Genomic DNA, 20126 nt, shown 5'->3' with positions numbered 1-20126 from the left:
TATCGACTACTTGAACCCGACGCTGAAGTCGTGACCCCACAGGCTGACCGCGGTACTCTCCCTGGCCACCCAACCGTCGTCTTCGACCTCGAGTCCCTCACAACCGAACTCGATGTCGAACCCGCCGGGGGTCTTCATGTAGAACGACAGCATCTTGTCGTTGACGTGGCGACCCAGAGTCGCCGACATCTTCACCTTGCGGCGCAGCGCGCGGTCCAGGCACAGGCCGACGTCATCGGCGCTGCCCACCTCGACCATGAGATGGACAATCCCGCTGGGGGTTTCGCCCGGCATGAACGCCAAACTATGGTGCCGAGGATTCACCCCGAGGAAGCGCAGCCAAGCGGGCGGCCCGTCGGCGGGACGGCCGACCAATTGCGGGGGCAGACGCATCGAGTCGCGCAGGCTGAACCCGAGGACATCGCGGTAGAAGTGCAGAGTCTCGGCATCGTCTCGGGTGGTCAACACGACGTGACCAAGGCCCTGCTCCTCGGTGACGAACTTATGGCCATACGGACTGACCAGACGCCGGTGCTCGAGAGCCACGCCGTGAAACACCTCAAGCGTGTTGCCCGACGGGTCATCGAAGACGATCATCTCGTCGACACGACGCTCGGCCAGTTCGGCGGCGGTCGCCTCCTTGTAGGGCGTGCCCTCGAGGTCGAGACGCTTGCGGATCTCCTGCAGGTCTGCGGCGTTCGCCGCTTCCCAGCCGGACTCCAGCAGCCGGTCGTGCTCGCCAGGCACGATGACCAGGCGGGCCGGGAACTCGTCCATCCGCAGGTAGAGCGCGCCGTCAGTGGAGCCGGAGCCCTCGACCATGCCGAGGACCTTCAGCCCGTACTCGCGCCAGGCCGATATGTCGGTGGCCTCGATGCGCAGGTATCCAAGTGACTTGATGCTCATCGCTCAACTCCCAAGAAAATCAACCGTCAGCTTGTTGAACTCGTCGAACTTCTCCAGCTGTGCCCAGTGTCCACACTGACCGAACACGTGCAGTTGAGCGCGCTGAATCTGCTTGAGCGCCACCAGCGCACCATCGAGCGGGTTGACGCGATCCTCGCGTCCCCAGATCAGTAGCACGGGCTGACGCAGCTTGTAGACCTCGCGCCACATCATGCCGAGTTCGAAGTCAGCACCCGCGAACGACTTGCCCATCGCCTTGGCCGCCGCGAGCGAGTCGGGCTGGCTGGCGATCGCGAAACGCTCGTCGATGAGTTCAGGTGTGACCAGGTTCTGGTCGAACACCATGATGCGCAGGAACTTCTCCATGTTCTCGCGCGTGGGTTGATGGGTGAACTTGCCCAGCAACTTCACACCCTCGGTGGGGTCGGGCGCGAACAGGTTCACGCTCAGACCTCCGGGGCCCATCAACACCAGCCGACCGGCGCGCTTCGGGTTGTCCAGCGCGAACCGCACCGCGGTGCCGCCACCGAGCGAATTACCCACCAGGGCAGCACGTTCGATGCCCAGCTGATCGAACAGAGCCAGCAGGGCGTTGGCGCTGTACCGGTTGTACTGCTCGTGCTCGGTGTGCTTGTCGGAGTGGCCGTAGCCGGGTTGATCGACGGCCAGCACGTGGAAGTGCTGCGCCAGCACGGCGATGTTCTTGGAGAAGTTCGACCAGCTCGACGCCCCGGGACCACCGCCGTGCAGCAGCACGACTGTTCCGCCGGTCTCCCGGTTGCTGACGCCCGCTTCGTGATAGTGCAGGCGCATGTCGTCACGCACCTGCGCGTACCGCGAGGTCGCCTCGAACGTGACTTCGTCTACCGCAGTCATCAGACCATCGTGTCCTGCGGCGGCAGGCCGAAGGCCTCGTTGCCGAAGATCAGGTAGGCACGCTCCGGCTCATTCGCCGCGTGCACACGGCCGGCATGCGCGTCACGCCAGAACCGCTGCAACGGAGCATCGACGCTCAACGCCGTGGCGCCGGATGCCTCGAAGAGCTTGTCGATCGAGGAGATCGCACGCGCGGTGGCACGCACCTGGTCGCGACGGGCGCGGGCACGCAGCTCGAACGGAATCTCCTTGTCCGCCTTGAGCAGTGCGTACTCGTCGCCGACATTGCCGATCAGCTGACGCCACCCGGCGTCGATGTCACTGGCAGCTTCGGCGATACGCACCTTGGCAAACGGGTCGTCCTTGGACTTCTCGCCCGCGAACGCTGCGCGCACGCGCTTGCCCTGATGCTCGACGTGAGCGTCGTAGGCGCCGTAGGCCATTCCCATGATGGGAGCCGAGATGGTGGTGGGATGCACAGTGCCCCAAGGCATCTTGTATACCGGCGCGGTGTTGTTCTCCAGGCCGCCTGCGGTGCGGTCGTTCATCGCCTTGTAGGACAGGAAGCGGTGCGACGGCACGAACACGTCCTTGACCACGACGTTGTTGCTGCCAGTGCCCTTGAGGCCCACGACGTTCCAGACGTCGTCGATGCGGTAGTCGGTGCGCGGAATCAGGAAGCTGCCGAAGTCGACCGGCTTGCCGTCCTTGATCACCGGACCGCCGAGGAACGCCCAGGTGGCGTGATCGCAACCGGACGACCACTGCCAGGCTCCGCTGACCAGGTAGCCGCCGTCGACGACGACGCCCGCACCCATCGGGGCATACGAGGACGAGATGCGGACCGTCGGATCCTCGCCCCAGACCTCGTCCTGCGCCTGCTGATCGAACAGCGCGAGGTGCCAGTTGTGCACACCGATGATCGAACTCACCCAACCGGTCGAGCCACACGCGCTCGCGAGCCGGCGGGCCGCCTCGTAGAACAGGGTCGGATCGCACTGCAGGCCGCCCCACTGCTCGGGCTGCAAAAGCTTGAAGAAGCCAACCTCGTCGAGATCGGCCACGGTCTCGTCAGGAAGACGGCGCAAATCCTCGGCCGCCTGTGCCCGCTTGGCGATACGCGGCAACAAATCATCGATGCCGTCTAGGACCGACTGCGCGTCTCGTTGTTCAATGGACGTCACTGAATTGCCTCCAGGATCGGCGGGGCTAGGTATTTAGAGTATCCAGCTCTAGTCGCAAGATTAGAACACGTTACGATTTGTGTCGAGTAGGGCCTATCCATGGCGGCTAGACCTGCGGAAGCGCATTTTTGTAACATGTTCTAGTTCTGGCCATACAACGTGACGAGAGGGGACGGACCGTGACGGACGAGCCACTCGGCAACCACGTGCTCGAACTGGAGTTGGCGGGCGTCGTCGAGGAGACCGCGGATGCGCGATCACTCGTGTTCAAGACTCCGGATGGAGCCGACGTACCGGCCGACCGGCTGCGATACGCGCCCGGCCAGTTCCTCACACTGCGGGTGCCCAGTGACCGCACCGGGTCGGTGGCGCGCTGCTACTCACTGAGCAGCTCGCCCTACACCGACGACGCGCTCACGGTCACCGTCAAGCGCACCGACGGGGGATACGCGTCGCACTGGTTGTGCGATAACGCCCACGCCGGTATGCGCATCCACGTGCTCGCACCGTCGGGCACCTTTGTGCCCAAGACGCTCGACACCGACTTTCTCCTGATGGCCGCGGGCAGCGGCATCACGCCGATGATGGCGATCTGCAAGTCCGCGCTGTCCGAGGGCTCAGGCAAGGTGGTGCTGGTCTACGCCAACCGCGACGAGAAGTCGGTGATCTTCGCCGGCGCGCTGCGCGACCTGGCGGCCAAGTACCCCGACCGGCTGACGGTCGTGCACTGGCTCGAGACGGTGCAGGGACTGCCGTCCGCGGCCGCGCTCGCCACGTTGGTATCGCCGTATGTGGGCCACGAGGCGTTCATCTGCGGCCCCGGCCCGTTCATGGCCGGCGCGCAGGAGGCGCTCAACACCGCGGGCACCGCGCCCGAACGGATCCACGTCGAGGTGTTCAAGTCGCTGGAGTCCGACCCGTTCGCGGCAGTGGTGATCGATGACTCCGACGACGACGACGACCGCGGCCCCGCCACCGCCGTGGTGACGCTCGACGGCGAGACCCATGAGATCCGTTGGCCACGTAGTGCCAAGTTGCTCGACGTGTTGTTGGACAAGGGCCTCGACGCGCCGTTCTCCTGCCGCGAGGGGCACTGCGGTGCGTGCGCTGTGCTGTTGAAGAGCGGCGAGGTGGACATGGAGGTCAATGACGTGCTCGAGGCATCCGATCTCGAGGAAGGCCTGATCCTGGGCTGCCAGGCGATCCCGAAATCCGATTCGGTCGAAGTCACCTATGACGAGTAGAGCGCGGGCTAACGTGGGCCCGACCGCATCGGCGGGCAGGAGCGCAGCGACCCGGGAAGAAGTGATCGCGGGTCAGAGCGCAGCGACTCGGGAGAATGTGTGAGGAACAATATGAAGCGGCTCGCCACCAGCGCTGCCTTGTTCTCGGCGTCCTGGCTGACGCTGGCACTCGTCACGCCGATGGCGGTGTCGGCCGCGGCGGAGAACAGTGCGACGGCATCGATCCCCATCGATCCGGTGGTCACGCTGGAGATGCACACGACGGCCAATTGCGTTCTCGCCGAGAATCGGTGCTTCTTCACCACCGCGGCCAACCTGCGCGGCCCCGACGGGCCGATCCCCTTCCCGTGGGACTTCTACGGCAAGCAGAGCACCACGATTCGGTCGATGGACCGCGACATGTACATGGATTCGGACTTCAACGCGCCGAACACTCGGATGTTCAAGTCCATCAACGACACTCAGTTCGCGACTGTCTACGCCGGCAGCGGCCCACCGGAGAAGTTCATGCTGCACGGCAGCACCCGCACCACCGACTGGGCGACCGGCCGGCCCAAGACCGACGCCGACTACATCGTGTGCTCCTACATCCAGGTGGTCTACGGCACGGTGAACCTCACCACGCCGACTGCCTGCGCGCAGACCACCTACTGAGACTGCCGAGCAGACGCAAAACTGCCCCTTTTCGCGTGAAAAGGGGCAGTTTTGCGTCTGCTCGCGGGAGAAACGGGGTCAGCGTGGCAGGCCCAGTAACCGCTCGCCGGCGAGGTTGAGCAGGATCTGCTCGGTGCCGCCCGCGATGGACAGGCACAGGCTGTTGAGGAAGTAGCGGACGTCGGGCGAATCCACGATGCCCGCACCCAGTTCGGAGTCCATGATCGCCTCGGCCAGCCGCTGCCGGTACCGCACGCCGATCAACTTGCGCACGCTCGACGGTGCACCCGGGTCGTGGCCGCCGACGGCCATCTTCGCGATCAACTGGTCGAGCAGAGAGCCGACCTGAGCCAGGACGATCAGTGCGCCGAGCCGGTCCGCGTCGACCGGGTCGAGTTCGGCGTCGCCGATCATGGCGAGCAGGTGCTCCATACCCTTGTCGAGCGCACCGCCGGCGGCGATCGCCACACGCTCGTTGGCCAGCGTGGTGCGGGCCAGCGGCCAGCCGCCGTCGACGGGTCCGACCACCATGTCGTCGGGGACGAACAGGTCATCGAAGAACACCTCGTTGAACAGTGCCTCGCCGGTGATCTCGCGCAGCGGCCGGATGTCGATGCCCGCCGACTTCATGTCAACCAGGAAGTAGGTGATGCCCTTGTGCTTGGGCACGTCGGGGTTGGTGCGGGCCAGGCAGATGCCCCAGTCGGCGCGGTGCGCGTTCGACGTCCAGACCTTCTGCCCGGTCAGCTTCCAGCCCGACTGACCATTGCTCCTCGCGTCCGCACCGTCAGTGCGAACGGCCTTGGTACGCAACGCCGCAAGGTCGCTACCCGCACCCGGCTCACTGAAGAGCTGGCACCAGTAGACGTCACCGTTGAGCGTGCCGGGAATGAACCTCTCGATCTGCTCGGGGCTGCCGTGGCCGAAGATCGTCGGCGCGGCCCACCAGCCGATCGAGATGTCGGGCCGGACCACGCCGGCGGCCTCAAGTTCCTGATCGATCACCAATTGCTCGGCGGGAGTCGCATCCCGGCCGTAGGGCTTGGGCCAGTGCGGTGCCATCAGGCCGGTCTCGGCGAGCGCGGCCTGGCGCTTCTCGGCCGGCAGGGCGGCGATATCGGCGGCAATCGCGGCGACCTCCGCCCGGATGCCCTCGGCACCGCTCACATCGACGTGCAGGTGCCGACGCACACCGGCACGCGTCAGGTGCGCGCACCGCCGCAACCAGAATGACCTGCCGCCCAGGAACTGTGCGTTGGCGTAGGCCCGCCGCAGGTACAGGTGGGCGTCGTGCTCCCAGGTGAAGCCGATCCCGCCGAGCACCTGGATGCAGTCACGCGCGTTGTCCTTCTCGGCCTCGATCCCGACGGCCGACGCGACCGCGACCGCGATCGAGAGCTGGTCGGACTCGGGATCCGACACGGCACTCGCCGCGTCGGCGGCCGCTGTCGAGATCTGCTCGGAGCGCAGCAGCATCTCCGCGCACATGTGCTTGACGGCCTGGAAGCTGCCAATGGGCTTGCCGAACTGCTCGCGGACCTTCGCGTACTCGGTCGCGGTCTCGACCATCCAGCGCGACAGGCCCGCTGCCTCGGCGGCCAGCAGCGTCGCGGTCAGATCGGCCACCCGCTGATACGGCATGTCGATAACCGAGGCCGGCGCAGCCGACAGTTCAACACGGGCCAGTGGGCGGGAGAAGTCGGTGGCCGACAGGGGTTCGACCGTGACACCGGTGGCGGTCGCGTCGACCACCAGCCAGCCATCGCCTGCGGGCAGTATCAGCACCCCGCCCGGTTCCGCACCGGTCACGAATGCGGCGCTACCGGTCGCGGTGCCCGCCGCCGAATCGAAGGTGATGTCGGAGCGCAGCGCCACACCCGCCGTGCGCTCACCGGAGACGAGCGCGTCGAGCAGCGCCTCGTCGGTGACCACGAGGGTGGCCAGCGCCGTGGTCACGACGGGACCGGGCACCAGCGCAGCGGCGGCCTCGGCGACCATCGCGCCGAGGTCCTCGATGCTGCCGCCGGCCCCACCGCGTTCCTCGTCAACCGCGACACCGAAGAGCCCGAGATCGGCCAGACCCCGATACGGGGCACGCCACGCGTCGGGGCTGCCCTCCTCGACGGCGCGTACCGCCGGGATCGACCCGGATGTCGCAGCCCAGCTCCGGACGAGTTCACGCGCAGCAAACTGTTCGTCGGTGCCTGGTGCGGTTCCCGCCGCAAGAGAAGCAGCCATCTCGAGCCTCCTAGCCTTATGCGAGAAAACGTTGCTTCTCACTAGAACGTGTTCTAATGGTGACAGCGTTCGAACGTCAAGTCGACCGCCATAACGGCAGGACACCTAGAGGGTCCCAGGGGCACGGAGGTGGGAAATCAGAGATCGGAATGCGTATCCTTTCCACCCAGTGTGCAAGGAGAAGGAGCTGACCGCCGAATGTCAGGGACTTCGCTGCCAGCAGCGACCAACTCGGGTTCGGGGTCGGATTCGACCACCGGCCCACGCCAGGTGACGAACGTGGCTGTCCTAGCTGAATCCGAACTCGGATCCGAAGCTCAGCGCGAGCGCCGCAAACGCATCCTCGACGCCACCCTGGCCATTGCCTCCAAGGGCGGCTACGAGGCTGTCCAGATGCGGGCCGTCGCCGAACGCGCCGACGTCGCCGTCGGCACTCTGTACCGCTACTTCCCGTCCAAGGTGCACCTCCTGGTGTCAGCCCTGGGCCGGGAGTTCGAACGCATCGACGCCAAGACCGACCGCGCGTCCCTCACCGGTGGCACGCCGTATCAGCGGCTGAACATCATGGTCGGCAAGCTCAACCGCTCGATGCAGCGCAATCCCCTGCTGACCGAGGCGATGACGCGCGCATTCGTGTTCGCCGACGCGTCGGCGGCCGGTGAGGTCGATCACGTCGGCAAGCTGATGGACTCGATGTTCGCCAGGGCGATGAGCGACGGCGAGCCGACCGAGGATCAGTACCACATCGCACGCGTCATCTCCGATGTCTGGCTCTCGAACCTGCTGGCCTGGCTGACCCGCCGGGCCTCGGCCACCGACGTCAGCAAGCGACTCGATCTCGCGGTGCGACTGCTGATTGGCGACGGGGAACACCCTAAGATCTGACGGGTGCTACCGGCAGAACTCATCCGGGCGCTCGACGTCGCCGCCGCGACACCGCGCCTGCTCGTCACGTCCGACTTCGACGGCACCCTGGCCCCCATCGTCAACGATCCCGCCGCGGCTCGTGCGTTGCCCGCTGCGGCGCAGGCCCTCATCGCGCTCGCCGCTCTGCCCGACACCCACACCGCGCTGGTGTCGGGCCGTGCACTGGCCGTGCTGCGTGAGCTGTCCGCGATGCCCGCCCAGGTGCACCTGGTGGGGAGCCACGGCGCGGAGTTCGATGCCGGGTTCTCCCACGACGTGGACGAGACGCTGCTCGGGCGGATGATCGCCACACTGGACGCCATAGCGACGAATCGTCCCGGTGTCGCCGTGGAGACCAAGCCGGCCAGCGTCGCCCTGCACATTCGCAACGCCAGCGATGCCGACGGCGAAGCAGCGCTGGCAGCCGCACGTGCTGCGTCCGCCGGATGGGACGCACACGTCACGGCGGGCAAGGCCGTGCTGGAGTTCGCCGTCATCGACACCGACAAGGGCGAGGCCGTCGACATCCTGCGCGAGCAGACCTCGGCGACAGTCGTGGTGTTCCTCGGCGACGATGTCACCGACGAGAAGGCCTTTCGCCGAATGCGCGAGGACGATATCGGGATCAAGGTCGGCCCGGGTGACACGGCCGCGAGCTTCCGCATCGACTCACCAGAGGACGTGGCTGAGGTTCTGGCCTACCTGCTCGCGGCGCGGCGCAGCTGAAATCCGCTCGACCCGCAGCTGTTTGAACGCAATACTGGGCACGGTGCTGACCCCTGAGCAGATTGCCGCACGAACCGCACGCGCAGTTGCCGCCGCTACATTCGCGGGCCGCGAGCTAGGGCTCCGGGTCGAGAATCCGCGAGCGCTCTACGACGTGTTCTCCGTCATCGTCCACCTGGCCCCGACACCCGTGGTGGTTCGGGTACCGACCGTGCTGCCGCCATCGCAGACGGCGGATCCCGAATCCCAGACCGCACAGCAGCGTTCAGAGTTGACGGTGGCGGGGTGGCTCGCCGACAACGGCCATCCCGTGGTACCGCCGAGCCCACTGGTGCCGCGTGAACCTGTTCGGCGCGAGGGCTTCTCGATGACGTTCTGGCAGTACGTCGATCAGGTGGCCGATGTCGAACCGGACATGGTCAGACGTGTCGAGCAGACGGCGCGGCTACATGCGGTGCTGCGCGACTACGCCGGTGACGATCTGGGGTTCTGGGCACCGTTCGGTACCTACATTCCCGACGGATTGGCGGCGTTGGAGCACCTCCCCGATCTCCTCGATGCCGGCGATCTCGAACGGGCACAGCGAGAGTGGGCCGTTCTCGAGCCCGTCCTCACGTCACGGTCGGCGTTCGAGTCGACCTTCCCCGGCGTCGATATCCAGCCGATTCACGGAGATGCGCCGTACCACAACATGATCACGACCGCTGATGGGGAACTGTGGTCGGACTTCGAACTCGTCACCATGGGTGCCGTCGAGTCCGACCTGGCCATGGTGGGACCCGACGGCGTGGCCGCCTACAACGAGGCGGCCACGGACTTGGGCCTACGCCCGCTGGACGGCCGAGTTCTGCGCGTCACCGACGCCGCGGGCCTGCTGGCGGCGGTCGCGTGCCTGGCCATGGCTCCACAGCTGCCGATGCTGACAGAGGGCGTGCAGCCGATCCTCGACCAGTGGCGGGCAGGCCCGCCACTGGTCGAGATCCCGTCCTAGGCCTGCGCCTAGCCCAGCAGCCAGTCGTTCGGGCTGAACAGCTCGCAGTGCACCTGCTCGGCGGGTACCCCGAGGTCGGTCAGCTGGGCCCGCACCGCTCGGACGAATCCGTCATTGCCGCATAGGTATACCTCGGCGCCCGCGGGCACGGACACGTTGGACAGCACCATGCGTCCGGCGTGCACGCCGGCGCGCTCACCGGTCAAGCCGTCCTCGTACCAGATGTCGAGAGTGGCGTTGGGCAGCTGCGACACCAACTCCTGTTGCCGTTCCCGCAGCGGATGCTCCTGGTCGCCTCGGTCGGCGTGTAGGACGTGGACCTGGCGATCGGGTGACTGCGCCGCGAAGTACTCGAGCAGCCCGATCATCGGGGTGATACCGATCCCCGCCGACACCAGCACCGTCGGACGCTGCGCGTGCGCGGGCGCGGGCAGATCCCCGAACGGCATCGTGATGTCGAGCAGGTCACCCACCCGGACATTGGCCCTGATCCAGGTGGACACCTCGCCCGCGGGCGCGTCGCCGTCAGCGTTGACCGGCTTCACCGCGAACGTGAGTTCCTCGGCTCCTGGCGCGTTGACCAGACTGTACTGCCGTAGCTGGCGTGCACCATCTGCCATTGTCACGCCGACTGAAATGTACTGTCCGGGAACATTGTCCGGGATCGGTCCGCCGATGGGGCGGACCGACAGCAGCACGGCACCGGATGGGTCGTCGACCCGGGACACCACCGCTGCCCGCCGATGGACGTCACCGTCGGCCACACCCGCGGCGGCATAGAGGTCGCGCTCCAGTGCGATGAGGGTGTTGGCCATGATCCAGTACACCCGGTCCCATGCTGCGGCGACATCGGCGGTCACCGTGTCGGCGCCGAGCACCTCGACGATCGCCGCGAAGAGGTTCTCGTACACGATCGGATACTGGTCGGCCGTGATGCCCAACGATGCGTGCTTGTGCCCGATGCGTGACAGCAGCTCCGACGGATGGGGCAGCTCCGGGTCGATGAGGTGGGTCGCGAAGGTCGCGATCGACGCCGCCAGTGCCCGCTGCTGTGCACCCTGGGCCTGGTTGCCCCGATTGAACAGATTGCGAATCAGCGCAGGGTGATTGGCGAACAACGTCCGGTAGAACACCGTGGTGATCTCACCGATGTTCGCCCCGACCAGCGGCAGGGTCGCCTTGATCATCTCGGCGTGGTGCGGCTCGAGTTCATCGTTGACGATGGGCGGCTCTGGCAGGGTGACGGTCATTGGTGTTCCCTTCTTTCGATTGTTTGCAAAACGATGGGCAGACTTGGGCTTCCGACGAGATCGGCGACGGTGTGGCGGTCGAGTTCGGAGTAGAAGGCCTCCTTGGCGTCATTCAGCGCACGACGCAGCCGGCACGCCGCGATGAGCGGGCAGGGATCGTCGCCGCCGCATTCGACGACCTCCCGATCTCCCTCGAGCCGACGGATCAGCCAGCCGATCGAGGCAACGCGCCCGGCATCGGTCAGCTCGAGTCCCCCGACGCGTCCGCGCCGCGCGTTGACCATGCCGAGATCGACCAGGCGCGACACCGCCTTGGCGACGTGGTGCTCAGAGGCGCCCGCGCCGGCCGCGATCATGCGGGAGGTCACGCGGCGATCATTGGACTCGCCCGCAGCCAGCAGCATCATGGCCCGGAGGCCAAGATCGGTGAACCGTGTCAGCTGCATGCGTCCGACGGTATTAATTCCGCATCTAAAATGCGAGTTTTACGCCTATGCGCTTTAACACCACGTCACACGCGGTTTTTTGACCTGCGCCAACGTTCTCAGGCAGGCGGGCCGGACGTGCGACCGCGGACGAGTTCGGTGTCGAGCACCTCGATCACCGGAAGTCCGGAGCGCGGCGGATCGTGCAGCAGGCGACCCGCCCGCAGACCCTTCTGGACGCTGGGCTGGCGGACCGTGGTGAGGCCCCGCGCCAATGCATCGGGGATGCCGTCGAAACCCGTCAGCGTCATCTGGCCTGGCACGTAGATGCCCCGCGAGCGGAGTTGGTCCATCGCCGACAGCGCGAGAACATCGGCGGTGCACATCAGCGCCGTCACGCGCGGATTTGCCTCCAGCGCCACCTCCGCGGCGATACCACCCGAGGTCGGCAGGTGCTCGGAACTCTCCACGACGGTCAGCGATTCGGGTTTCAGCCCCGCGGCCGCCAGGGCGTCATAGACACCGTGCACACGCTCACTTTGAACGTGGAAGTGCGATGTCTGCACCCGCTCGGCATCGGCCACCCCGGCCGCCTGCTCGCCGTGCGGCCACTCCCTGCCCAGACGCATTGTGAGAAGGCCTATCTCGCGGTGCCCCAGACCGATGACGTGGTCGGCGATCTCGCGCATCGCGGCGCGGTCGTCGATACAGACGCGCGACGCACCGGTCACGTCCTTGGGCTGGTCGACGACCACCAGGGGCAGCGCACGCTGCGCCACCACGGGAAGATACGGGTCGTCATCGGATGCGGAGTACACCACGAAGCCGTCGACGCCGGCGGACAGGACCGCAGCGGTGCCCTCGCTCACGGTGCGGTTGGGGCCCGCGGCGACGAGGAGCAGACCCTGACCGGCCTCCTCACACGATTCGGCGAGGCCCGCGACGAAGTCGAGCGCCGCCGGATCGTTGAACCAGTAGCTCAGCGGTTCGGTGATCATCAGGCCGACCGCACCCGCTCGCCGGGTCCGCAGGGAGCGCGCCACGGGGTCAGGACCCGGATAGCCCATCTGCTTGGCGGTAGCCATCACACGCTCGCGCAGATCGGCCGACAGTTGGTCTGGCCGGTTGTAGGCATTGGAGATTGTGGTCCGCGAAACCTTGAGTTCGGCGGCCAACGATGCCAGGGTGGCCCGACGTCTGGGCAGTGGTCCTCTGGACATGCTCCATGAGGTTAGACGAGTAATCGCCTGCTCAGGTGCGCGGCGAGGGATTGGGGCAGCAGGGATGCGTCCGGGGGCCGCCACCGGGCCGGGTTTCCGTGCTCACACCCAGATCCCTGGACGACGGCGACCCCTCGCACGTCGCCGTCCAGAAACTCCCATCGAGCCCGCCGTCCCCCTTGCGACGTGCGTCGATCCGCGGTGGCGACCCCGAACGACCGCCGCGTTGATAGTGGCAGCAGCGCAGCGTCAGAGGAATCGGGGAAACCCCTACGTTTCTCAAAGAGAGGTCGTTTGCCGTCAGATATCGGCGGGCGCGGCGCCGTGTGTCGGCACCGGCACACTGCGGTCACGGCCGCGGCGCTGCCCAACGGCCCACACCGCCAGCCAGATGATCGTCACGATGGTGGTGATCACGAAACTCGGCGGCACGTTGAACATCGCCGAGATGGCCAGACCCGCCCATACCGATCCGACCGCCAGCACCGTCGCCAGCACCATGGCCGATCCAGGCCGCGCCGTGATCAGAATCGCGGTCGCCGCGGGCGTCACAACGAGCGCAAACAACAGCAGCGTGCCAACGGCCTGCACGGCCATCGTCACTGACAGCCCCAACAGCACCATGAAGATCACGGACAGCGCCCGCACCGGCACGCCCTTGGCCTCAGCGACCTCGGGGTTGACCGAGGCGAACAGCAGCGGCCGGTAGATGAACGCGACCACGGCGGCAATCACCGCCAGGCCCACACCGAAGGTCAGCAACTGCTGATGCGTCACCGCGAGCAGATTGCCGAACAGGACGTTGGTGACGGTGCTGCTGCTCTTGGTCGCCAGCGAGCTGAAGAACAGCCCGAGGCCCGTCGCCGCGGCCAGCACGGTGCCCGTCGCGACCTCGCGTTCATCGGCCCGCTTGCCCAGCGCACCGATGACCAGTGCGCCACCGACGCAGAACACCGCAAGGCCTGCCGTCACGGGAATGCCGAGCAGGACCGCACCGGTGGCACCCGGAAAGCCGATGTGAGCCAATGCATGTGCCGCGAACGCGCTGTTGCGCACGATGATGAAGTAGCCGATCAAGCCGGCCGCCAACGCGACCAGCGTGCCGCCGATCAGCGCGTTGCGCATGAAGTCCGACGTCAAGATGTCCCACCAGTTGTGCTGATAGCCCAGCGCCACGACCGATACCGACATCACACGCTCCGCATGTAGAGATCACCCTGCGGGGTGTGCACGACCTGGATCGACGTGCCGTACAGGTGGGTCAGCAGTTCCTCATCGACGACCTCGTCCATGGTGTCGAAGTGGGCGTGCCCGTCGAGCAGGTAGATCGCGCCGTCGAGGATCCCCAGCAGCGGGTTGAGATCGTGAGCGACAACGATGATGGTGACGCCGAAGTCATCCCGAATCCTGGCCAGCAGTCCGACGATGGCGCGCTGGTTGCGCACGTCGAGCGACGTCAACGGCTCGTCGAGAATGAGCAGTCGCGGCCTTCCGACGAGCGCCGCGGCGATGGCGATGCGCTGACGCTGGCCACCTGAGAGTTGTGACAGCCGCCGCGAGGCGAAGTCGCCTGCGTCGACTGCGTTCAGGATCTCGTCCACCCGCCGACGCTGTGCAGCCTCGGGCCGGCCGAAACCCCAACGGTTTCCGGTGAGTCCGAGCATCACTGCGTCACGGGCCCGGATGGCGCCGCCTGCCGCGGCCGCGTAGTTCTGTGGCACATAGCCGATGAGCCCGGTGGCTTCGCCCGGCGGCTTGCCGAGCACCCGGATCTCCCCGGACGCCGTCGGGATCATCCCCAGCACCGCGTGCAACAACGTGGTCTTGCCCGAACCGCTCGATCCGATGACCGCGACGATGCCGCCCGAAGGCACCTCGAATGTGCCCTCCGACCAGATCAGCCGGCCGCCGCGAACGACGCTGACGTCATCGAGGGACAGCGCCACGGGCTCAGATGTCGACACCGAGTGCCTTGGCCAGTGAAGTCAGTTGGTCCACCTGCCAAGCCTCGAACGAATCCGCGCCGGGTGTCACCGTTTCAGTCACTTCCACCACCGGAACGCCAGCTTGCTCGGCGGCGCCTCGAATCTGCTCCGGGACCGAACCCTGCGTCTGGGTGTTGTAGATCAGCACGTCGACACCTTTGTCGCGCAGCAAGCTCAGGAACGCGTTGAGGTCAGCTGGCGACGGGTCGGTCTCGTTGTTGGATGCGGTCTGGTAGCCCTGCGGGGTCTTGTTCTGCAGGCCGAGCGCCGTGGCCATGGGGTCGAACACGGCCTCCGTCGCGGCGTAGGTCTTGCCGGTCGCGGAACCCTTGATCGCGGCTATGGCCTCGTCGTACGGCGCGAACGCCTGCCCGAGGTCGCTGCGCCGCTGCGTGAAGTAGTCGGCGGCCTGCGGTGCGAGCTTCTTGAGCTCCGTGGTGACGGCGTTGCTGACGGTCGTGACCGCCGCGGGGTCGTACCAGACGTGCGGGTTCTGCCCGCCGTGATCGTGACCGGCCTCGTCGTGCCCGGCCTCGTCATGCCCGGCCTCGTCATGCCCGGCCTCGTCATGGGCACTGAGTTCGACGGCGTCCACCACTGGGACCCCGGGGGCGGAGCTGGCGGCCAGCTTGGCCGCCCACTCGTCGTAGTGACCGCCGTTGATGACGATCAACTGCGCATCACCGAACTTCGCGGCGTCGGCCGGTGACGGCTCGTAGTCGTGCGGGTCGACCGATGAGCTGGCCAACAGCGTCGTGACGTTGGTGCACGCCCCGCCGAGCGCGGAGACGATCTCGCCCCACTGGTCGACGCTGACCACGACCTCGACGGGTGTCACCGGACACGGCGGCGCGTCCGAGGTCGCCGTGGTACGTGATGCATCGTCACCGCTGCTGCCGCAGGCGACCAGGGCGAACGGGGTGGCCAGAAGGAGAGCCGCTGCGACGCGGCGGCGCGAGGTGATCAGCACAGCGATAACGATAACCGTTTCCATTAAGTTGTGCCGCATCGGGTGGCGCCAACGCGCAGCGCCCACTCAGTCGCCGGTGGCCACCGGGCGCGACGAGTCCGCAGACCACTGTGACCAGGAACCGGGGAACAGTGCCATCGGCGAGCCGACCACCGCCGACGCCGCGACCACGACCGACGCCGTCACGCCCGATCCGCAGTACGCCCCCGTCGCGTCGCGCAGCGCCCGGCTCAGATCGGCATCGGGCAGGAACGTGCCGTCGTCGGCCAGCAGTGACGTGCTCGGCACGTTGGTGGCGCCGGGAATGTGACCGGCGACCGGATCGACGGGTTCGGACTCGCCGCGGAAGCGCTCCGGCGCCCGCGCATCGATCAGGCGCGGCCCGAGCCTGGCCGCACCATCAGCGGTCACCGTGGGCAGCGCACCGAGATACAGATCATCGTAGTCAGCCGACACATCACTGGATTGAACTGTGGGCGTGCCGGTTTCGAGTTCACCACCGATCGCCGTCCACGCAGCCAGTCCCCCGTCGAGAATCCGCACACCGGGGATCCCCGCCGCCGTCAAAACCCACCACGCGCGGGACGACCCGGCACGGTTCCAGTCGTCGTAGACCACCACCGGCACACCCGGGCGGATGCCCCAGCGTCGCGCGGCCTGCCCCACGGCGGCGCCCGATGGAAGCGGGTGGCGACCTCGCCCGTGCAGGGAGTGGTCGCTGAGTTCGTCATCGAGCGAGACATACACAGCACCCGGGAGGTGGCCGGCACTGTGGGCGGCCCCACCGTCGGGTTCGGCGAGTTGCCAGCGCACGTCCAGCAGAATCACCCGCTCACCCGCGGCCAGCAGCCGTCGAAGTTCGGTCGCGGTGATCAGGACGTCGTCACGGCGGGAACTCACAGAGCAATCCTCCCACCTATGCTGGCCGGCGTGACCGCGCACGAGTTCAGCGAGCAGGAACGACGCGCGGTGTACCGCGCGATCGCGCAGCGTCGCGACATGCGCGAGTTCGTTCGCGGCGCGACGGTGCCCGCCGACGTCCTGGCTCGTCTCCTCGTCGCCGCGCACGCCGCCCCCAGCGTTGGGCTGATGCAGCCGTGGCGGTTCATCCGGGTGACCGATACCGCGCTGCGCCGCGATATCCACGACCTGGTCGATGAGGAGCGCCACCGGACCGCCGAGGCCCTGGGCACCCGCGGTGACGAGTTCCTGGCGCTCAAGGTCGAGGGCATCCTGGACTGCGCCGAACTGTTCGTCGTCGCTCTCGGTGAGGGACGTGACCGGCACGTCTTCGGCCGAAGGACGTTGCCGCAGATGGATCTCGCGTCGGTGTCGTGCGCCATCCAGAACATCTGGCTCGCCGCCCGCGCCGAGGGCCTCGGGCTGGGCTGGGTGTCGATATTCGACCCCGCCGCGCTGGCAAGCCTCCTACAGATGCCCGACGGCGCGGAGCCCGTCGCGATCCTGTGCCTGGGCCCGGTTCCGGAGTTTCCGGACCGGCCGGTCCTCGAACTCGAGGAATGGACGATCGGCAGGCCGCTGTCGGAGTTCGTCTCGGAGAATCAGTGGGCGCCGACGGCCACTGCGGCACCGCCTCGGCCGTAGGCTGGCCCACGTGTCCGCCGCGACCATCGATCTCAATGCCGACCTCGGCGAGGGCTTCGGAGTCTGGCGCCTCGGCGACGACGAGGCGATGCTCGATGTGGTCTCCAGCGCCAACATCGCGTGTGGCTTCCACGCCGGTGACCCCGCAGGACTGGCCAGCACCTGTCGCGCCGCGGCCGATCGCGGCGTGCGCATCGGCGCCCAAGTCGGTTACCGGGACCTGGCCGGCTTCGGTCGACGGTTCATCGACGTCAGCCCCGCCGACCTCACCGCCGACGTCATCTACCAGATCGGCGCACTCGCGGCCCTGGCCCACGCCGCCGGCGCAGCCGTCAGCTACGTCAAACCCCATGGCGCGCTGTACAACACGATCGTCACCCACCGCGCCCAGGCCGAGGCGGTCGCGCAGGCGGTTCATGCCGTCGACCCGGAGTTGGCGGTCCTCGGTCTGGCCGGGTCGACGTTCTTCGACGCGGCGCAGAGTCTGGGCCTGCGAACCGTCCCCGAGGCGTTCGCCGATCGTGCCTACCGCCCCGACGGCACACTGGTGCCGCGCACCGATTCCGGTGCGGTGCTGCACGACGTCGCCGAGATCGCCGAACGCGTCGCGATCATGGTCGACCGCGGCAAGCTCACGGCCATTGACGGAACGATCATCGACGTCACGGCGGAATCGGTGTGCGTCCACGGTGATTCGCCCGGCGCCGTTGCTATCGCACACGCCGTCCGGGACCGCCTGATCGCCGACGGCGTCGTGCTCGCGGCGTTCGCCTGATGCGCCTGCGACTCGGCAGGCCCGATCTGGGCGACTACGCCAAACACTTCGACGCGCCCGCCGCCGCACCGTCGTCGCCACTGACCGTGACGTGGGCGGGTGTCACCACGCTGCTGATCGACGACGGCACGTCGGCCGTGCTGACCGACGGCTTCTTCTCACGCCCCGGCCTGATCGCCGTCGGCGCCGGACGATTGACGCCGTCACTGCCCCGCATCGACGGCAGCCTGGCCCGGCTGGGCATCGAGCGTCTGGACGCCGTGCTGCCCGTTCACAGCCACTTCGACCACGTCATGGACAGCGCGGTGGTCGCCGGCCGCACCGGGGCGGTCGTGGTCGGCGGGAGGTCGACCGCCAACGTCGGACGCGGGGGCGGCCTGGCCGAGGACAGGGTGGTCATCGCCACGCCCGGACAACCGGTGCCGCTGGGCGCCTTCGACGTCACCCTCGTCGAGGGCCACCACTGTCCGCCCGACCGCTTCCCCGGCAGCATCAGCGCTCCGGTGGTGCCGCCGGTGCGGGTGTCGGCCTATCGCTGCGGTGAGGCGTGGTCGACCCTGATCGGGCACCGGCCCAGCGGACGCAGTCTGCTGCTGGTGGGCAGCGCCGGTTTCGTGGCGGATGCACTCGTCGGTCATCGCGCCGATGTGGTGTACCTGGGCATCGGCCAACTGGGCCATCAGCCCGAGTCCTACATCGTCGACTACTGGACCGAGACGGTGCGCACGGTCGGCGCCCGCCGTGTTGTCCTGGTGCACTGGGATGACTTCTTCCGGCCACTTCACGAACCGCTGCGGGCGCTGCCGTACGCGGGTGACGATCTGGATGTCTCGATGCGGGTGCTGACCCGATTGGCCCGCGAAGATGCTGTGCCGCTGCATCTTCCGACACTGTGGGCGCGCAGCGACCCGTGGAGCTGACCCTGGCGCTCGTCGCGCTGGCGGTGGTGCTCGCGTTCGCGCTTGCCCGTCCACGTGGTCTACCGGAGGCGTTGGCCGCCGTGCCCGCCGCGGGTCTGCTGATCGCGGCCGGTGTCGTGTCGAGTGAGGCCGCACTGGCCGAGATCGCGCGCCTGGCACCGGTTGTCGGATTCCTGACCACGGTGCTGGTGCTGGCGAAGCTGTGCGACGACGAAGGCCTCTTCCACGCGGCGGGGGTGGCCATGGCGCGCCGCAGCGCCGGTGATCCGCGGCGCCTGCTGGTGACGGTCTTCGTGATCGCCGCCGTCACCACCGCCGTACTCAGCCTGGATGCGACGGTGGTGCTGCTGACACCCGTGGTGCTGGCGACCGCTCGGGCCATGCGCGTGCCGTCGCGCCCGCACGCGTATGCCACCGCACACCTGGCCAACAGCGCGTCGCTGCTGCTGCCGGTGTCCAACCTGACCAACCTGTTGGCGTTCAGCGCCGCCGGCCTGACCTTTGCCCACTTCAGCGCCGTCATGACACTGCCGTGGCTTTTGGTGATCGGAGCCGAGTTCGTCGTGCTGCGCTGGTTCTTCCGGCGCGAGTTGGCGGTCCCGGCCGAGGATGACGCACCCGATATCGCTGAGCCACCGGAGGTGCCGGTTTTCGTCCTTTCCGTCCTCGGGCTCACGCTGGCCGGATTCGCCGTCACATCCCTGCTCGACACGTCACCGGCGTGGGCCGCGCTCGGCGGCGCGATCGTGCTGGGTGTGCGCGCACTGGCCAGGGGCCGCACCACGGTGGTCGGCATCGTGGCGGCCGCCAACGTGCCGTTCCTGGCGTTCGTACTGTGTCTCGGCGTGGTGGTCGCCGGGGTGATGCAGCACGGGCTTGGTGACGCGATGCGCCACCTGCTGCCGATCGGCACGACGCTGCCCGCCCTGCTCGGAATCGCCGTGGTGGCGGCGCTCCTGGCCAACCTGGTGAACAACCTGCCGGCAGTCCTGGTGCTGCTGCCGCTGGTCGCCGGGGCTGGGCCGGCGGCGGTGCTGGCGGTGCTCATCGGGGTGAACGTGGGGCCGAACCTGACCTATCCCGGCTCACTGTCGAATCTGTTGTGGCGCCACGTCGTCCACCGCGACCGGATCGCCGCACCGTTCGCCGAATTCACCCTGGTGGGGTTGTGCACCGTGCCGGTGACACTTGTCCTCGGCGTGCTCGGGCTGTGGTGCAGCGTGCGATATCTCGGCGTCTGAGCCGCCTGGA

General features: G+C 67.5%; 20 protein-coding genes. 9 read left to right on the top strand and 11 right to left on the bottom strand.

Annotated features, from left to right (window positions below):
- Positions 1 to 6: 6 nt before the first annotated feature.
- Genes hsaC through hsaA form a run of 3 tightly spaced genes read right to left on the bottom strand, consistent with a single transcriptional unit; the run spans position 7 to position 2966 of the window.
- Entirely contained in the window at positions 7 to 906 is a 900-nt protein-coding gene (hsaC, locus tag ACZY0X_RS21555) for an iron-dependent extradiol dioxygenase HsaC (RefSeq protein WP_463773248.1), read from the bottom strand.
- A gap of 3 nt (positions 907 to 909) precedes the next feature.
- Positions 910 to 1782 carry a 4,5:9,10-diseco-3-hydroxy-5,9,17-trioxoandrosta-1(10),2-diene-4-oate hydrolase gene (gene hsaD / locus ACZY0X_RS21550; protein WP_463773246.1) on the bottom strand — a complete coding sequence of 291 codons (873 nt, stop codon included), beginning with the start codon at positions 1780 to 1782 and terminating at the stop codon, positions 910 to 912.
- Entirely contained in the window at positions 1782 to 2966 is a 1185-nt protein-coding gene (hsaA, locus tag ACZY0X_RS21545) for a 3-hydroxy-9,10-secoandrosta-1,3,5(10)-triene-9,17-dione monooxygenase oxygenase subunit (RefSeq protein WP_463773245.1), read from the bottom strand. The genes hsaD and hsaA overlap by 1 nt, the downstream gene beginning before the upstream one ends.
- 179 nt (positions 2967 to 3145) lie before the next feature.
- Between hsaA and ACZY0X_RS21540 the strand changes: the two genes are divergently transcribed.
- Both ACZY0X_RS21540 and ACZY0X_RS21535 read left to right on the top strand, forming a co-directional pair.
- Positions 3146 to 4210, top strand: coding sequence for a 2Fe-2S iron-sulfur cluster-binding protein (locus ACZY0X_RS21540; protein WP_463773243.1), 1065 nt, complete (start codon positions 3146 to 3148; stop codon positions 4208 to 4210).
- A 111-nt stretch (positions 4211 to 4321) separates the two neighbouring features.
- Positions 4322 to 4864: a hypothetical protein gene (locus tag ACZY0X_RS21535; RefSeq protein ID WP_463773242.1), complete on the top strand. Its 543-nt coding sequence runs from the start codon at positions 4322 to 4324 to the stop codon at positions 4862 to 4864.
- A 78-nt stretch (positions 4865 to 4942) separates the two neighbouring features.
- Here ACZY0X_RS21535 and ACZY0X_RS21530 read toward each other — a convergent pair whose 3' ends face one another.
- Complete coding sequence (locus ACZY0X_RS21530) at positions 4943 to 7102, bottom strand: acyl-CoA dehydrogenase family protein (RefSeq protein ID WP_463773241.1); 2160 nt, start codon at positions 7100 to 7102, stop codon at positions 4943 to 4945.
- A gap of 279 nt (positions 7103 to 7381) precedes the next feature.
- On the opposite strand from ACZY0X_RS21530, the gene kstR reads away from it, so the two are divergent.
- Genes kstR through ACZY0X_RS21515 form a run of 3 tightly spaced genes read left to right on the top strand, consistent with a single transcriptional unit; the run spans position 7382 to position 9725 of the window.
- Positions 7382 to 7987 carry a cholesterol catabolism transcriptional regulator KstR gene (gene kstR, locus ACZY0X_RS21525; protein ID WP_170292386.1) on the top strand — a complete coding sequence of 202 codons (606 nt, stop codon included), beginning with the start codon at positions 7382 to 7384 and terminating at the stop codon, positions 7985 to 7987.
- A 3-nt stretch (positions 7988 to 7990) separates the two neighbouring features.
- Positions 7991 to 8734 carry a trehalose-phosphatase gene (gene otsB, locus ACZY0X_RS21520; RefSeq protein ID WP_463773239.1) on the top strand — a complete coding sequence of 248 codons (744 nt, stop codon included), beginning with the start codon at positions 7991 to 7993 and terminating at the stop codon, positions 8732 to 8734.
- Positions 8735 to 8777: 43 nt separating this feature from the next.
- The gene (locus ACZY0X_RS21515; protein WP_463773238.1) at positions 8778 to 9725 is read left to right on the top strand and encodes an aminoglycoside phosphotransferase/kinase family protein; all 948 of its coding nucleotides are present in this window, start codon (positions 8778 to 8780) and stop codon (positions 9723 to 9725) included.
- 8 nt (positions 9726 to 9733) lie between these two features.
- Here ACZY0X_RS21515 and ACZY0X_RS21510 read toward each other — a convergent pair whose 3' ends face one another.
- The 7 genes from ACZY0X_RS21510 to ACZY0X_RS21480 all read right to left on the bottom strand — a co-directional run bounded on the left by ACZY0X_RS21510 (position 9734) and on the right by ACZY0X_RS21480 (position 16475).
- On the bottom strand, positions 9734 to 10975 hold the full coding sequence (locus tag ACZY0X_RS21510; RefSeq protein WP_463773236.1) for an NO-inducible flavohemoprotein: 1242 nt from the start codon (positions 10973 to 10975) through the stop codon (positions 9734 to 9736).
- Positions 10972 to 11421, bottom strand: a complete 450-nt coding sequence (locus ACZY0X_RS21505) for an RrF2 family transcriptional regulator (RefSeq protein ID WP_463773235.1) — start codon at positions 11419 to 11421, stop codon at positions 10972 to 10974. The genes ACZY0X_RS21510 and ACZY0X_RS21505 overlap by 4 nt, the downstream gene beginning before the upstream one ends.
- Positions 11422 to 11519: 98 nt before the next feature.
- Complete coding sequence (locus tag ACZY0X_RS21500; RefSeq protein ID WP_463773234.1) at positions 11520 to 12620, bottom strand: LacI family DNA-binding transcriptional regulator; 1101 nt, start codon at positions 12618 to 12620, stop codon at positions 11520 to 11522.
- Between the two features lie 300 nt (positions 12621 to 12920).
- Positions 12921 to 13811 carry a metal ABC transporter permease gene (locus tag ACZY0X_RS21495; protein ID WP_463773232.1) on the bottom strand — a complete coding sequence of 297 codons (891 nt, stop codon included), beginning with the start codon at positions 13809 to 13811 and terminating at the stop codon, positions 12921 to 12923.
- Entirely contained in the window at positions 13811 to 14584 is a 774-nt protein-coding gene (locus tag ACZY0X_RS21490) for a metal ABC transporter ATP-binding protein (RefSeq protein ID WP_463773230.1), read from the bottom strand. Before ACZY0X_RS21490 ends, ACZY0X_RS21495 begins: the two co-directional genes overlap by 1 nt.
- Positions 14571 to 15599 (bottom strand): metal ABC transporter solute-binding protein, Zn/Mn family, encoded by a 1029-nt coding sequence (locus ACZY0X_RS21485; protein ID WP_463773401.1) that lies wholly within the window; start codon positions 15597 to 15599, stop codon positions 14571 to 14573. Before ACZY0X_RS21485 ends, ACZY0X_RS21490 begins: the two co-directional genes overlap by 14 nt.
- Before the next feature lie 42 nt (positions 15600 to 15641).
- Complete coding sequence (locus ACZY0X_RS21480; RefSeq protein WP_463773229.1) at positions 15642 to 16475, bottom strand: sulfurtransferase; 834 nt, start codon at positions 16473 to 16475, stop codon at positions 15642 to 15644.
- A gap of 18 nt (positions 16476 to 16493) precedes the next feature.
- On the opposite strand from ACZY0X_RS21480, the gene bluB reads away from it, so the two are divergent.
- The 4 genes from bluB to ACZY0X_RS21460 are packed head-to-tail and all read left to right on the top strand — an operon-like array spanning position 16494 to position 20116.
- Positions 16494 to 17180: a 5,6-dimethylbenzimidazole synthase gene (gene bluB, locus ACZY0X_RS21475; RefSeq protein ID WP_463773227.1), complete on the top strand. Its 687-nt coding sequence runs from the start codon at positions 16494 to 16496 to the stop codon at positions 17178 to 17180.
- 10 nt (positions 17181 to 17190) lie between these two features.
- Complete coding sequence (locus tag ACZY0X_RS21470) at positions 17191 to 17955, top strand: LamB/YcsF family protein (RefSeq protein ID WP_463773225.1); 765 nt, start codon at positions 17191 to 17193, stop codon at positions 17953 to 17955.
- Positions 17955 to 18875 carry an MBL fold metallo-hydrolase gene (locus ACZY0X_RS21465; RefSeq protein ID WP_463773224.1) on the top strand — a complete coding sequence of 307 codons (921 nt, stop codon included), beginning with the start codon at positions 17955 to 17957 and terminating at the stop codon, positions 18873 to 18875. The genes ACZY0X_RS21470 and ACZY0X_RS21465 overlap by 1 nt, the downstream gene beginning before the upstream one ends.
- Positions 18866 to 20116, top strand: a complete 1251-nt coding sequence (locus ACZY0X_RS21460) for an SLC13 family permease (RefSeq protein ID WP_463773222.1) — start codon at positions 18866 to 18868, stop codon at positions 20114 to 20116. Before ACZY0X_RS21465 ends, ACZY0X_RS21460 begins: the two co-directional genes overlap by 10 nt.
- Positions 20117 to 20126: the final 10 nt, after the last annotated feature.

The sequence above is a fragment of the Mycobacterium sp. IDUB_39 genome, from assembly GCF_055419205.1.
Note: the sequence above shows the minus strand (reverse complement) of the source record. Positions and strands in the feature narration are given on the sequence as shown.